General features: G+C 75.4%; 17 protein-coding genes. 13 read left to right on the forward strand and 4 right to left on the reverse strand.

All coding sequences use genetic code 11. The annotated features are described in order from the left end of the window. The 6 genes from ACZ501_RS17570 to ACZ501_RS17595 are packed head-to-tail and all read left to right on the forward strand — an operon-like array spanning position 1 to position 2,964. Positions 1–711 (forward strand): GvpL/GvpF family gas vesicle protein, encoded by a 711-nt coding sequence (locus ACZ501_RS17570; RefSeq protein ID WP_361607917.1) that lies wholly within the window; start codon positions 1–3, stop codon positions 709–711. A gap of 57 nt (positions 712–768) precedes the next feature. Next, positions 769–1,017, forward strand: a complete 249-nt coding sequence (locus ACZ501_RS17575) for a gas vesicle protein GvpG (RefSeq protein ID WP_361607920.1) — start codon at positions 769–771, stop codon at positions 1,015–1,017. Positions 1,018–1,038: 21 nt separating this feature from the next. Beyond that, positions 1,039–1,470: a gas vesicle protein gene (locus ACZ501_RS17580; protein WP_362456378.1), complete on the forward strand. Its 432-nt coding sequence runs from the start codon at positions 1,039–1,041 to the stop codon at positions 1,468–1,470. Then, complete coding sequence (locus ACZ501_RS17585; RefSeq protein ID WP_468796334.1) at positions 1,467–2,354, forward strand: GvpL/GvpF family gas vesicle protein; 888 nt, start codon at positions 1,467–1,469, stop codon at positions 2,352–2,354. The genes ACZ501_RS17580 and ACZ501_RS17585 overlap by 4 nt, the downstream gene beginning before the upstream one ends. A gap of 5 nt (positions 2,355–2,359) precedes the next feature. Beyond that, positions 2,360–2,572, forward strand: a complete 213-nt coding sequence (locus tag ACZ501_RS17590) for a gas vesicle protein (protein WP_361607929.1) — start codon at positions 2,360–2,362, stop codon at positions 2,570–2,572. 59 nt (positions 2,573–2,631) lie between these two features. Further along, entirely contained in the window at positions 2,632–2,964 is a 333-nt protein-coding gene (locus ACZ501_RS17595) for a gas vesicle protein K (protein ID WP_362456571.1), read from the forward strand. 88 nt (positions 2,965–3,052) lie between these two features. On the opposite strand, the gene ACZ501_RS17600 is transcribed toward ACZ501_RS17595, so the two are convergent. The 4 genes from ACZ501_RS17600 to ACZ501_RS17615 all read right to left on the reverse strand — a co-directional run bounded on the left by ACZ501_RS17600 (position 3,053) and on the right by ACZ501_RS17615 (position 5,304). Beyond that, entirely contained in the window at positions 3,053–3,316 is a 264-nt protein-coding gene (locus tag ACZ501_RS17600) for a GlsB/YeaQ/YmgE family stress response membrane protein (protein WP_468796336.1), read from the reverse strand. Between the two features lie 48 nt (positions 3,317–3,364). Then, complete coding sequence (locus ACZ501_RS17605; RefSeq protein WP_361607935.1) at positions 3,365–3,535, reverse strand: hypothetical protein; 171 nt, start codon at positions 3,533–3,535, stop codon at positions 3,365–3,367. A 133-nt stretch (positions 3,536–3,668) separates the two neighbouring features. Beyond that, positions 3,669–5,000 carry a geranylgeranyl reductase family protein gene (locus ACZ501_RS17610; RefSeq protein WP_468796338.1) on the reverse strand — a complete coding sequence of 444 codons (1,332 nt, stop codon included), beginning with the start codon at positions 4,998–5,000 and terminating at the stop codon, positions 3,669–3,671. A 133-nt stretch (positions 5,001–5,133) separates the two neighbouring features. Next, positions 5,134–5,304: a CsbD family protein gene (locus ACZ501_RS17615; RefSeq protein WP_361611219.1), complete on the reverse strand. Its 171-nt coding sequence runs from the start codon at positions 5,302–5,304 to the stop codon at positions 5,134–5,136. Between the two features lie 599 nt (positions 5,305–5,903). On the opposite strand from ACZ501_RS17615, the gene ACZ501_RS17620 reads away from it, so the two are divergent. From ACZ501_RS17620 to ACZ501_RS17650, 7 genes are all read left to right on the forward strand, one after another. Further along, on the forward strand, positions 5,904–6,866 hold the full coding sequence (locus tag ACZ501_RS17620; protein WP_361611221.1) for an NAD-dependent epimerase/dehydratase family protein: 963 nt from the start codon (positions 5,904–5,906) through the stop codon (positions 6,864–6,866). 81 nt (positions 6,867–6,947) lie between these two features. Then, positions 6,948–8,603, forward strand: coding sequence for a carbamoyltransferase family protein (locus tag ACZ501_RS17625; RefSeq protein ID WP_362456365.1), 1,656 nt, complete (start codon positions 6,948–6,950; stop codon positions 8,601–8,603). Further along, positions 8,600–9,682: a glycosyltransferase gene (locus ACZ501_RS17630; RefSeq protein ID WP_468796339.1), complete on the forward strand. Its 1,083-nt coding sequence runs from the start codon at positions 8,600–8,602 to the stop codon at positions 9,680–9,682. Before ACZ501_RS17625 ends, ACZ501_RS17630 begins: the two co-directional genes overlap by 4 nt. Further along, positions 9,679–10,344: a D-glycero-alpha-D-manno-heptose-1,7-bisphosphate 7-phosphatase gene (locus tag ACZ501_RS17635; protein ID WP_468796341.1), complete on the forward strand. Its 666-nt coding sequence runs from the start codon at positions 9,679–9,681 to the stop codon at positions 10,342–10,344. Before ACZ501_RS17630 ends, ACZ501_RS17635 begins: the two co-directional genes overlap by 4 nt. After that, complete coding sequence (locus tag ACZ501_RS17640; RefSeq protein ID WP_362456357.1) at positions 10,341–11,360, forward strand: glycosyltransferase family 9 protein; 1,020 nt, start codon at positions 10,341–10,343, stop codon at positions 11,358–11,360. Before ACZ501_RS17635 ends, ACZ501_RS17640 begins: the two co-directional genes overlap by 4 nt. Before the next feature lie 55 nt (positions 11,361–11,415). Further along, entirely contained in the window at positions 11,416–12,378 is a 963-nt protein-coding gene (locus tag ACZ501_RS17645) for a glycosyltransferase (protein WP_361611431.1), read from the forward strand. Then, entirely contained in the window at positions 12,375–13,646 is a 1,272-nt protein-coding gene (locus ACZ501_RS17650; protein WP_468796343.1) for a glycosyltransferase, read from the forward strand. Before ACZ501_RS17645 ends, ACZ501_RS17650 begins: the two co-directional genes overlap by 4 nt. The last annotated feature ends 269 nt before the right edge of the window (positions 13,647–13,915 follow it).

Here is a 13,915-nt window from a genome sequence, read left to right on the forward strand (position 1 = left end):
ATGGCTCTCTACGTGTACTCGCTCGTCCCCGCCGACCACCCCTGCCGCCTGGACGGACTGACCGGCGTCGGGACCGACCCCGCGCCCCTGCGCACCATCACCGGCGGGCAGCTGCGCGCCGTGGTCAGCGACGTGGACGAGGAGATCAGGCCCCGGCGCCGGGACCTGGCCGCCCACCAGGAGGTCCAGGACCGTCTCATGGCCGACGGAACGATCCTCCCCCTCCAGTTCGGATACACCGCGCCCGACGACGTCGCCGTGGTCGAGGTGCTCCAGGAGCGGGCCGAGGAGTACCTGAACGCCCTGGAGCGCCTCGAAGGCTGCGCGGAGTACAACGTCAAGGCGTCCCAGGACGAAGAGGCGCTCCTTCGGGAGATCCTGGAGGACTCGGCCCAGGCCCGGCTGCTCAACGAGCGGATCAGGGCGGGCGACACCGACCCCCGCCTGCCGCTCCAGCTCGGGGAGCTCGTGGCCGCCGAGGTCCGCGACCGGCAGGAGGCGCTGGCCGCGGGGCTGGTCCAGGCCCTCATCCCGCTGGCCCGGGACCACAACGTCAGGGCCCCGGCCGACGGCGACATCCTGAACCTCTCCCTCCTGGTGGCCGAGGACCAGCGGGAGACCTTCGTCGAGGCCGAGGCCAGCCTGGCCCGGCAGGTCGACGGCATCGACTTCCGCTTCACGGGGCCCCTGCCCCCGTACAGCTTCGTGTAGGGCCCGGCCGCCGGCCCGCCCCGTGCGGCGGCCGGAGTTGGGCGATGAGGAGGAGCGATGGGCCTGTTGAGTGGTCTCGTGACGGCGCCGCTGGCGCCCGTACGCGCCGCGATCTGGGTGGCGCAGCGGGTCGCGGACAAGGCGGCCGAGGAGTACTACGACCCCGCGCCCGTGTGGGCCGCCCTGGGCGAACTCGACAGCCGGCTCAGGAGCGGCGAGATCGACCAGGACGGCTTCGACCGCGCCGAGGAGGAACTCCTCGACCGCCTGGACGAGATCATGGAATACCGGCGGAGCCGGCCGTGACCAGGGAGGAGGCCGGGGACCGTGACTGACCCGCTTGCGAACCGGCTGGGCCCCCTGCCGACCAGGGCGACGCCGATGTCCTATCCGCCGGCCTCCTCGGGCAGCCTGGCCGACATCCTCGAACGCGTCCTGGACAAGGGCATCGTCATCGCCGGCGACATCCGCATCAACCTGCTCGACATCGAGCTGCTGACCATCAAACTGCGGATCCTCATCGCCTCGGTGGACAAGGCCAAGGAGATGGGCATCGACTGGTGGGAGTACGACCCCTCGCTCTCCTCCCGCCACAGCGGAGACCCCCTCGCGGAGGAGAACCGCCGCCTGCGGGCCGAACTGGAGGCCCTGCGGCGCGACCGTCTGGAGGCCCCCCGCACCGGTGACGCCGATCGGGGCGCGGCGGGGGAGGAGCGGACCCGGCCGCGGGCCGCCCCCAGGAGAAAGCCCTCCCCATGAACGCGGAGCCGGTCCTCACGTACGTCTACGCCGTCGCCTCGGTCACCCCGGAGCTCGCCGACGCCGTGGCCGGCCTGCACGGCGTCGGAGGGGCCCCGGTCGCCCTCCTGACGGCCCCCGGCGGTCTTGGCCGCGACGGCGGAGAGGGCGCCGAGGCCAGCGAGGACCCCGCGACCGCCGCCTTCGTCGTCAGCCCGGTACCCGCCTCCCAGTGGCGAGAGGAAGCGCTCAAGGCGCACTTCGAGGACCTGGACTGGCTCGAGGCCACCGCGCGGGCCCACCACCACGTCATCCAGGCCCTGATGGACCACACCACCGTCCTGCCCCTGCGGATGGCCACCCTCTACGAGGACGACGGCCGGGCCCTGGACGCCCTGCGCGGGCAGCGCCGGAGCTTTGCCGACCGGCTCTCGCTCCTGGCACGCCACGCCGAGTACGGGGTCAAGGTCTACGTCCGCCCCGGCACCGCCACCCCCGCTGCCGGCCCGGAACCGCCCGCCCCGCAGCCCGCCTCCCCCGGCAAGGCCTACCTCCAGGCGCGCAGGGCGCAGCACCACGCCCAGGAGGACCGCTACGGCCAGGCCAGGCAGGCCGCGGAACGCATCGCGGCCACGGCGGCCCGGTACGCCACCCACGTCGTACGGCACCCGGCCCAGACGGGGTCCCTGGCCCGTGATGACAGCGGCGAGAACGTCCTCAACGACGCCTTCCTCGTCCCCGACGGCCAGGCCGACGCGTTCCGCACCGCCGTGCGCGAGGCGGGCGAGGACCTGCCGGGCGTCCGCATCGAGGTCACCGGCCCGTGGGCGCCCTATTCCTTCGCCGTGCCGCCGCCCGGCCCGGCGGAGCCCGCCGGACCGGCCGACCGGCTCCGCGGCACGTGAGCGCCATGACCCTCAGCGAACGGGACGAACCCCTGCCGGGCCGGCAGGTCGCCCTCGTCGACCTCCTCGACCGGCTTCTGGCCGGCGGCGTCGTCATCACGGGCGACGTGGTCCTGTCCATCGCGGACATCGACCTCGTACGCATCTCCCTGCGCGCCCTCATCACCTCGGTCGGCGACCCGGCCGGCAGCTCCGCCCGTGGTGGGGAGGGGCCGTGAACGCCGAGCCCCCGGCCAGGCCGCCGGCCACGCCGGACCTCACCGGCATCGGCGACACGATGGCCGACGCCTTCCGGCTCCTCCAGGCACCCCCCGGCACCCCCGGGGAGCCCCGGGCGCCGGCCCGGCGCATCCGTACGGATCCCGACACGGTCGGCGAGGACCTCCTCAAGCTCGTGCTCACCCTCGTGGAACTGCTGCGCCAGCTCATCGAACGCCAGGCCCTGCGCCGCGTGGATTCCGGCGACCTGACCGACGAGCAGGAGGAGGAACTCGGCGCCACCCTCCTCGCCCTGCACGACCGCATGACCGAGCTGTGCGCCGAACACGGTTACGCCCTGGAAGACCTCAACCTTGACCTCGGCCCCCTCGGCCCGCTCCTCCCGCCCTGAGCGGCACCCCGCCCCCGGGCACGGAAACGGCCCCTCCCGCCTGGGAGGGGCCGAATGCCCGAATCACCGCGCCCGGTCAGGGCTCCCGTCACCGTGCCGCGCGGCTGAACAGGCGGTAGACCACCAAGAGGATGAGGGAGCCGACGATGGCGGCGATCCATGTGGAAATCTCGAAGAACCCGTCGACGGAGTCGACTCCGAAGATCACCTTGCCGAGCCAGCCGCCGAGCAGCCCGCCCGCAATACCGATCAGAATGGTGACGATGATGCCACCCGGGTCTTTTCCGGGCATCAGCATTTTGGCGATGATGCCCGCGAGCAGCCCGATCAGGATCCAAGCAATGATGCCCATGATTTCTTCTTGCCTCGCTTAGTCAGTCAAGAGTCGGTCCGGCCCCGGTCAGCGGAAGGTGTCCTTGCCCTTCTCCTTCATCTGCCTGGCCTTTCCCCGAGCTTCCAGGGCGGCGCCCTTGGCGGCCATCGTCTCCTTGCCCATCGCGTGGGCCGTCTTCTTCACGGCCATCCCGGCGACGCGTTCGAGCTGAGCCTTTGCCTTCTCACTGGCACTCATGTCATCCCTTTCGCCCGCTCCGATCCAGCCGATCAGGCGTATTACCCGGAGGTTGTCCGATAAACGCGGGACGGAAAATATCTTTGGCGGGGTCGGCCGCGCGGCTTTCCTTCGAAGGTGCCGCACCGGGCGGCTATCGCTTGGGGGCCGGCACCAGGCGCAGAAGGAGGTGCAGGAGGGCGTCGACGCCGTCGTGGGCCGGCCCCGCGGTCGCCTGGGTGAGCAGCCGGGCCAGCGCGCGCAGCAGCGGGGGCGAGGCCATGACCCGGGGGTGGAGGAGCTGCCGGTAGCCGTGCCGGGCGAACACCAGATCGGCGGCAAGGTTGCCCAGCCGGTAATAGCGGCCCCAGCGGCGGCGCAGCTCCGCCGGGTACTGGTGCAGCGCCTGTTCCCGCCGCGGCCCGGACGGCCGGGCCAGGGCCAGGGCGATGGTCTCGGCGGCCACCTCCGCGGCCTCCATGGCCTGGGCGATGCCCTCGCCGCTCCAGGGGCTGACCATGCCGGCGCTGTCCCCGACGAGCAGCAGCCCCCGGCGGTACTGCGGCCGCCGGTTCAGCCCCACGGGCAGCGGGGCGCTGCGCAGCGGCGAGTCGGCGTTCTCCTCCCGCACGCCCCAGTCCGCGGGCAGCCGGGGCAGCCAGTGCTCCATGGCCGCCCGCAGGTCCACGGGCCGGGGCCGCCCCTGGGGCAGGGCGCCGAGGCCGACGTTGACGCGCCCGTCGCCGAGCGGGAACACCCATCCGTAACCGGGCAGGTCCTGTCCCGTGCCCGGACAGCGCAGATCGGCCCACAGCTCCAGGTACGGGTCGTGCGTACGGGCCTCGCTGCGGTAGTAGCGGCGCGCCGCGGCCGCGACCGGCCGTCGTGCGTCCCGTTCGAGCCCCACGGCCAGCGCGGTCCGCGCGGACGCGCCGTCGGCCGCGACGACCAGGGGCGCGCGGTAGCGGACCGGCTCCTTGCCCGGCCCGTGGACGGCGGCCACGCCGGTGACGCATCCCGCCCGGCCGGTCAGGGGCGCCGTCACCTTCACCCCGGTGCGCACGCGCGCTCCGGCGGCACGGGCGCGAGCGGCGAGCAGCTCGTCGAAGTCGTAGCGGCTGCGGGTGAGGCCGAAGTCGGGAAGGCTGCCCAGGCGCGGCCAGTCCAGCTCGACCTGGTTGCCCTCGCACACCCACCGCATCCCGCGGTTGCGCATCCAGCCCGGTGCGTCGATGTCCACGCCCATGCGCACCAGCTGCTGCACGCCGCGCGGTGTCAGGCCGTCGCCGCACACTTTCTCCCGGGGGAAGGAGCCCTTCTCCAGCAGCAGTACGTCGACCCCCGCCCGAGCCAGGTGCACCGCGGCGGCGGAACCGGCAGGCCCCGCCCCCACCACGATGACCTGAGCCTCTTCCTCCCCGGCGCACTCGGGCGCCGGGCTGCCGTCGGGGACATCGCTGTCTGCGTCGTCACGTTGGGTGCTCACGCCACCACTATGCCGGTCGGGCGGTGCGCGGACCGTCCAGCGGGGCCGAAGCCCGGGAGGTGGCGTCCGCCGGAGGGTCCGGACATGCCGGAGGCCGCCATCCGGTGGGACGGCGGCCTCCGGGGCGGACCGGTCAGGTCAGCGTGTCCTTGGCCTTCTGTCCGGTCTGCTTGGCATCGGCGGCCTTCTGGTCGGCCTTGCCCTTGAGCGTGAGGCTCTCGTTGCCGACGGCCTTGCCGGTGGTCTCCTTGACCTTGCCCTTGACGTTCTGTCCGACGTGCTTGGCCTTCTTGCTCGTGGCCATTACCGGTCACCTCCGAATTCCTACCTGACCACTGCCCGGTATGGGGCCGCTCATGCCTGGATATCCGGCTTTCGGCAGCAGCCGGGCGGCCGCGCGGGACGCGTCAGAACACGGCGCGCACCATGCGGCGGACCGCGAGGCGCACGCCCCACCACATCAGCCGGGCACCCCAGGCGGCGAGCCGCCCCAGGATCCGGCGCCTGACGGCTCGCGGCGTCCGGCGGCCGGGCAAGCCGCGCTTGCGCCACGTGTGCCTGCGGTGCCCCGGAGTAATTTCACGCCTGCCTCCGCGTGCGGCTCGGAGGGAGCCGAAGGAGTCGTCCTGGCCGGCGAAACAAAGCGAGAGGACGCACTGCCGATATTACCGGGATCCGGGGCGCTGCGGCCCGATGGCCGCTCCCAGGGGCCGGGTGCGCGGCGGGCCGGGGCGGTGGCGCGGTGACTGCGCGACGTCACCCGAACGCGCGCTCTCCCGCGCGCCGCGCCGGGCCCTCGGGCAGGCTGAGGTCACCTTGCGGGTTGTTCCCAGGAACGACGGCGCGGGCCCCACCGCCCCCTCGCCGCCTGCTCCCGCGCTCCGCCTTCCAGAGGAGGTCACGATGGGCTCTCTCGCGTCACGGACCTGGGAGCACGCGGTCGTCACCGGGGGTGCGGGCTTCGTCGGCTCGCACCTGTGCTCCGCCCTGATCGAGGCGGGCACCGCGGTCACCTGCGTGGACGACTTCAGCACGGGACGGCCCGAGAACGTGGCCCACCTGGCCGGCCGGCCCGGCTTCACGCTCCACGAGGCGAACGTCGCACGGCCCTTCACCGTCGAGCGGACCCCCGACCTGGTCCTCCACCTCGCCTCCCCGGCCTCTCCCGCCGACTACCTCCGGATGCCGCTGCACACGCTGGAGGCCGGCAGCCTCGGCACCCGCAACGCGCTGGAGCTCGCGCACCGCAGCGAAGCCCGGTTCCTGCTCGCCTCCACCTCCGAGGTGTACGGGGACCCGCAGGAGCACCCGCAGAACGAGCGGTACTGGGGCCACGTCAACCCCGTCGGCCCGAGGAGCGTCTACGACGAGGCGAAACGTTTCGGCGAGGCCTTCACCACGGCCCACGGCTCGGCCCTCGGCACCGACACCTGCGTGGTGCGGCTGTTCAACACCTACGGCCCGCGCATGCGCGGCTACGACGGCCGCGCCGTTCCCACCTTCATCCGCCAGGCCCTGGCCGGCGTACCGCTGACGGTCACCGGCGACGGCCTGCAGACGCGGTCGCTCTGCTACGTCGACGACACCGTCTCCGGGATCCTCGCGGCTGCCGCGCACGGCATGCCGGGGCCCGTGAACCTCGGCAACCCCGCCGAGCTCACCATGCTGGAACTGGCCCGGTGGATCATCGAACTCACCGGATCGGCCTCGGAGATCAGCTTCGTGGAACGCCCCACGGACGACCCCGCCGTGCGCTGCCCCGACATCACCCTCGCCCGGGACAAGCTCCAGTGGGAGCCGCTCGTGACGGCCGAGGAAGGGCTGCGCCGCACCATCGCCTGGTTCCGCGCCCACCCCGACCACTGACCCCCGACGCCCGGCGCGCGGCCGTCCCCCGCCCCGGCGCCGACGGCCGACGCATCCCCCAGCCGAAAGGCCCGCACCGCCATGCGCATTCTCGGCATCAACGCGCTGTTCCACGACCCCGCCGCCGCCCTCGTCATCGACGGCCGCACCGTCGCCGCCGCCGAGGAAGAGCGGTTCTCGCGCCGCAAGCACGGCAAGCGGCCCCTCCCGTTCTCCGCGTGGGAGCTGCCCGAGCAGGCCGCGGCCTGGTGCCTGCGCCGTGCCGGGCTGCGCCCGCAGGACCTGGACCTCGTCGCGTACTCCTACGACCCGGCCCTGGCCCGCCCCGCCGACGCCCTGGGCCTGCACGACCCCTGGGACCACCTGCGCCAGACGTACGCACGCGAGGCACCGGGCTTCCTCGCCACGGCGCTTCCCGGACTCGACCCGGCCCTCGTCCGGTTCGTGCCCCACCACATGGCCCACGCCGCCTCGGGCGCGTTCGCCGCCGAGGACGCCGGCACCAGCTCCGTCCTGGTCCTCGACGGGCGCGGCGAGCGCGCCTCCCACCTCGCGGCGCGCCGGACCGGCAGCCGCCTGGAACCGCTGTACGCCCAGGACCTCCCGCACTCCCTGGGGCTCGTGTACGAGGAACTCACCGACCACCTCGGCTTCCTGAGGTCCTCCGACGAGTTCAAGGTGATGGCCCTCGCCTCCTACGGCACCCCGCGCCTGCTGCCCGAGCTGCGACGGTACGTGTATCCGACCGGGGACGGCGGCTTCCACGCCACCGGCGTCCCCTGGCACGAGTTCTGCCCGCCCCGGGGCGCCGACGAGCCGTGGACCGCCGCCCACGCCGACGTCGCCGCCAGCGCCCAGGCCGTACTGGAGGAGACGCTCCTCGACCTCGCCCGATGGCTGCACGGCCGCACCCACGACGACGTCCTCACCCTCGCCGGGGGAGTGGCCCTCAACTGCGTCGCCAACTCCCGCATCGCCCGCGAGGGCCCCTTCTCCCGGGTCTGGGTGCAGCCCGCCGCCGGCGACGCCGGAACGGCCCTCGGCTCGGCGCTGCTCCTCGCCGCCGGGGCGGGCGACGACCCGGAACCCATGAACGGCGCGGACCTGGGCCGCGACTGGTCCGACGCGGAGATCGGGGCCTGGCTCAAGACGGCCAACGTGCCCTTCGAGCGGCCGCCGGACATCGCCGCGACCGTCGCCGAGGCCCTCGCCGACAACGCCATCGTCGCCTGGTTCCAAGGGCGCAGCGAATACGGGCCGCGCGCCCTGGGACACCGCTCCCTGCTGGCGCACCCCGGCCACGCGGGGAACCTGGAACGCCTCAACGACGTCAAGGGCCGCGAACAGTTCCGGCCCGTGGCCCCCATGGTGCTCGCCGAGCGGGCGGCCGAGATCTTCGACGGCCCGATGCCCAGCCCGTACATGCTCTTCGTCCACGACGTGGCCGCCGACTGGCTGGAGCGGATCCCCGCCGTCGTCCACGTCGACGGGACGGCACGCATCCAGACCGTCGACCCGGAGCGCGAGCCGCTGGTGGCGCGCATGCTCACCGAGTTCGAGCGGCGCACGGGACTGCCGGTGGTCGTCAACACCAGCCTGAACACCGCCGGCAGGCCCATGGTGGACGACCCCCGCGACGCCCTGGAGTGCTTCGGCTCGTCACCCGTCGACCTGCTCGCCATCGGCCCGTACGCCGTACGGCGGGGCCCGCTGTTCCGTGACGGGGAGGGAGCGTGAGCGCGCGGACGCGGCAGCCCGAGGCCGCACCGTACGCCGTGGTGGTCCCCACCCTCGGCAGGCCGAGCCTGCGCGCCTGCCTGGCGGCCCTCGCCGCCGCCACCGCCGACGGCACCGGACCGGCGGCGGTCGTCCTCGTCCACGACCGCCGGGGCGCCCCCGCCCGGATCCCCGGCCTGGACGTACCCCCCGCGCTGCGCCCGGTGACCACCGTCGTGGCCGGCGCCGGCCGCGGCCCCGCCGCCGCCCGCAACACCGGTGCCGCGGCGGCCGGACCGGTGCCGTGGATCGTCTTCCTGGACGACGACGTGGTACCCGGCCCCACCTGGGGCCGCGACCTGGCCCGTGACCTGGCCACCGCGTCCCGCGACACGGCGGCCGTCACCGCGCGCATCGACGTGCCGCTCCCCCCGGGGCGGCGGCCCACGGACTGGGAACGCAACACCGCGGGCCTGTCCACCGCCCGCTGGATCACCGCCGACATGGCCTTCCGGCGCGAGGCGTTCGACGCGGCCGGCGGCTTCGACGAACGCTTCCCCCGGGCCTTCAGGGAGGACGCGGACCTGGCGCTGCGACTCCTCGACGGCGGCTGGACCCTGGCCCCCGGCACCCGCCGCACGACCCATCCGGTACGGCCCGCCGACCGCTGGGTCTCCGTCCGCGTGCAGGCCGGCAACGCCGACGACGTGCTGATGAACCGCCTGCACGGCCCCGGCTGGTGGGACCGGGCCGGCGCCCCCCGCGGGCGGCTGCGCGGCCACCTCGCCGTCAGCGCGGCGGCCGGCGCCGCCGCCGGCTGCGCCCTGTCCGGCAGGACCGGAGCGGCCGCCGTGTGCGCGGCCGGCTGGCTGGCCGGCACCGCCGAGTTCGCCGCCGCCCGGATCGCGCCCGGCCCCAGGAACCGCACCGAGACCCTGACGATGCTGCTGACCAGCGTGCTGATCCCGCCCGTCGCCACCTGGCACTGGCTGCGCGGGCACGTCGTGCACCGCAGGGCCCGCCCCCTCGGACCCGCGCTCCCGCCCCGGGCGGACGCCGCTGACCCGCGCCGGACGCCGCGCGAACGGGTGCGCACGTGAAGCCCCCGCCCGGCCGACCGCGCCGCCCCGGGGCCGACGCCCGCGAAGACCCCTGGGTGTGGGACGCCCCCCGCGCGGCCCCCCGCCCCCGCGGCCGGCCGGGAAGCGCCGGCGGGCTGCCGGAGGCGGTCCTCTTCGACCGCGACGGAACCCTCGTCGTCGACGTCCCCTACAACGGCGACCCCGACCGCGTGATCCCCATGCCGGCCGCCCGCGCCGCCGTGGCGGCCCTGCGCGAGCGGGGGGTCCCGGTCGGCGTCGTCAGCAACCAGTCGGGCGTCGCCCGCGGCCTCCTGACCCGGCACCAGGTGGAATCCGTACGCCGTCGCGTCGACGCGCTGTTCGGGCCGTTCGCGGTGTGGGCGGTGTGCCCGCACGGCCCCGGCCACGGCTGCGGCTGCCGCAAGCCGGCGCCCGGCCTGGTCCTCGCCGCCTGCGCCCGGCTCGGCGCCGCCCCCGCCCGCACCGTCGTCGTCGGCGACATCGGCGCGGACGTACGGGCCGCCGAGGCGGCCGGAGCGCGGGGCATCCTCGTCCCGACCCCCGTCACCCGGCCCGGTGAGGTCGCCGCCGCCCCGGAGACGGCACCCGACCTCCTCGGCGCCGTCCGCCTGATCCTGGCGGCCGCCGAGCCCGTACCCCCCTGCGGAACCCCGCGATGAGCGCCCCGCGCAGCCTGGTCGTACGCCTCGACAGCGCCGGGGACGTCCTGCTGGCCGGGCCCGCCGTGCGCGCGGTGGCGGCCGGGTCCTCGCACACCACCCTGCTCTGCGGACCGCAGGGCGTCCCGGCGGCCCGGCTGCTGCCCGGGGTGGACCAGGTCCTGGTCTACGACGCCCCCTGGGTCGGCCTCGAACCGGGCCGTACCTCCCGCGAGGAGTGCGGACTGCTGGTGGACGCCCTGGCCGCGGGCCGCTTCGACCGGGGCGTGATCCTGGTGTCCTACCACCAGAGCCCGCTGCCGGCCGCCCTGCTGCTCGCCCTCGCGGGCGTGGAGCGGGTCGCCGCCGACTGCGAGGACTACCCCGGCTCCCTGCTCGACCTGAGGCACCACCGGCTGCCCGGCCGTCACGAGGCCGAGGCCGCACTCGACCTGGTCCGCGCCTTCGGCTACCGGCTGCCGCCCGGCGACGACGGCGCCCTCGGCATCCACCCGCCGCCCGACTCGACGCGGCTGACCGGCCCCGAACCGTACGTGGTGCTCCACCCGGGGGCCGCCGTGGCCTCCCGCAGGTGGAGCGCCGGCCGCGCCGCGCGCGCCGCCGCGGCCCTGCACGGGGCGGGCCACCGCGTGGTCGTCACCGGCAGCCCGGCGGAGAAGGACCTGACCGCCGAGGTGGCCGGCCGGCACGGCCTCGACCTGGGCGGCGTCACCGGCGACCTCCACGAACTCGCCGGCGTGCTCGCCGGAGCCCGGGTCGTCGTGACCGGCAACACCGGCCCCATGCACCTGGCCTGCGCCGTCGGCACCCCGGTGGTCTGCGCCTTCGCTCCTGTCGTGCCGGCCGAACGCTGGCGCCCGTACCGGGTGCCCCACGTCCTGCTCGGCGACCAGGCGGCGGCCTGCGCCGCCAGCCGGGCCCGCGACTGCCCGGTGGACGGGCACCCCTGCCTGGACGGTGTCGGCGACGGCGAGCTGCTGGCGGCCGTCGCCGGGCTCCTGGGCCCCCGCCCGTGAACGGCAGCCCGGCCCGCCCGGCGGACCCGGGCGAGAAAGACCGAGGAGCAAGCGCATGAACATCCTGCTGTGGCACGTCCACGGTTCCTGGACCACCGCCTTCGTCCAGGGGCCCCACACCTATCTCGTCCCCGTCACACCGGACCGGGGGCCCGACGGACTGGGCCGGGCCCGGACCTTCGACTGGCCGGAGTCCGTCCGCGAGGTGAGCCCCGCCGAACTGGCCGACGCCCCCGTGGACCTCGTCGTACTGCAACGGCCCCACGAGGCGGAACTCGCCGAGCGCTGGCTGCGGCGCCGCCCCGGCCGGGACGTCCCCGCCGTGTACCTGGAGCACAACGCCCCGGACGGCGCCGTACCGGACACCCGCCACCCGTGCGCCGACCGCACCGACCTGACACTGGTGCACGTCACGCACTTCAACCGGCTGTTCTGGGACAACGGCGCCACCCGCACCGAGGTCATCGAGCACGGGATCGTCGACCCGGGCCACCTCTACACGGGCGCGCTGCCCCGCGCCGCCGTCGTCGTCAACGAGCCCGTCCGCCGCGGCCGCCACACCGGCACGGACCTGCTGCCGGACCTGGCGCGCTCCGCCCCGCTGGACGTCTTCGGCATGCGCACCGAAGGACTCGCCGCCCACCTGGGCCTGCCCCCCGACCGGTGCCGCTCCCACGAGCTGCCCCAGCGGCGGCTGCACGCGGCGATGGCGGAACGCCGCCTCTACCTGCACCCCGTGCGCTGGACCTCGCTCGGCCTGTCACTGCTGGAGGCCATGCACCTCGGCATGCCGGTCGTGGCCCTGGCCGCCACCGAAGCCGTGGAGGCGGTCCCGCCCGGCACCGGCGTCCTGTCCACCCGGCCCGAGGTACTGGCCCGGGCGGCCCGCCACTACCTCGAGGAACCGCAGGCCGCGGCCGAGGACGGCGCCCGCGCCCGCCAGGCGGCCCTGGAGCGCTACGGCCTCAAACGCTTCCTGGACGACTGGGAGCGCCTGATGACGGAGGTGCGGTCATGACGTCGTCCCCTCCGCGGCCGGCCGTCACGCTACGCCGCCCCCGGCGGCCGCTGTCCCTCGCGCTGGTCTCCGAGCACGCCAGCCCGCTGGCGACCCTGGGCGGGGTCGACGCCGGCGGGCAGAACGTGCACGTGGCCTGCCTGGCCGGGGCCCTCGCCGACCGGGGCCACCGCGTGACCGTCTACACCCGCCGCGACGCCCCCGACCTGCCGGACCGCACCGCCCTGCGCCCCGGCGTCACGGTGCACCACGTTCCGGCCGGCCCGGCCCGGTACCTGCCCAAGGACGAACTCCTGCCGCACATGCGGGAGTTCGCCTACTACCTCATCGGCCACTGGCTGGACGGCCCGCAGCCCGACCTGATCCACTCGCACTTCTGGATGTCGGGTCTGGCCTCCCTGACGGCCGCGCGCGAGCTGCGGCTGCCGATGCTGCACACCTACCACGCGCTGGGCACCGTCAAGAAGCGGCACCAGGGCGGCGCCGACACGAGCCCGCCGTCGCGCATCGGCCTGGAGCGGGAGATCGGCATCGGCTGCGACCGGGTGGTGGCCACCTGCCGGGACGAGGTCGCCGAACTCGAACGCATGGGCGTCCCCGCCGACAAGGCCGACGTCGTCCCCTGCGGGGTGGACACCGAGAGGTTCCGCCCGGACGGCCCCGTCGCCGAACGTGGGACCCGTCACCGCCACCGCCTGCTCCAGATCGGCCGGCTGGTGCCTCGCAAGGGTGCCGCCGTCTCCGTCGCCGCGCTCGCGCGGCTGCCCGAGGCCGAACTCGTGATCGCCGGCGGCCCCGAGCCCGGCCGGCTGGACGACGACCCCGAGGTACGCCGGCTGCGCGACCTCGCCCGCACCGCCGGGGTGGCCGACCGGGTGCGCTTCCTCGGCGCCGTCCCCTGCGCCGACGTGCCGGCCGTGCTGCGCAGCGCCGACGTCGTCCTGTGCCCCGCCGACTACGAGCCCTTCGGGATCGTGCCGCTGGAGGCGATGGCCTGCGGCCGCCCCGTCGTGGCGAGCGCCGTCGGGGGACAGCTCGACACCGTCGCCGACGGCGAGACCGGACGCCTGGTGCCGCCCGGCGACCCCGCCGCGCTGGCGGACGCCGTGGCCGGGCTGCTGGCCGACCCAGCCCTGCGCGAGGCGTACGGCGCGGCCGGCCGCCGGCGCGTGACGAGCCGGTTCGGCTGGGACCACGTCGCCGCCGCCACCGAACGGGCCTACCGGGCGACGCTCGCCCGGCACCTCACCGCGGCCGGGGCGACGTGAGCCCGGCAGCGGGCCCGCCCAGGGGGTGTCCGCACCGTCCCGCCCGTCCTGCGGCGTCCGGGACCGCACCTCGCCGCGTGGCCGGGCCCGCTCTCCGGGCGGCCGGCGCCACGTCGCGGACACCCCGTACGCCGTGCCGTCGACGTCCCTCCCGGCCGGTGGGGCCTGCGACGGCACTCCCCGGCCCCCACCGAACCCGCCGGCCGTGCGGTCCCGCCCTGCGGGCGGCCCGTCCCGGGCGGCTCCGAGACCCGAAGGAGGTGGGGCAC

Source organism: Streptomyces sp. NPDC034085 (assembly GCF_055575555.1).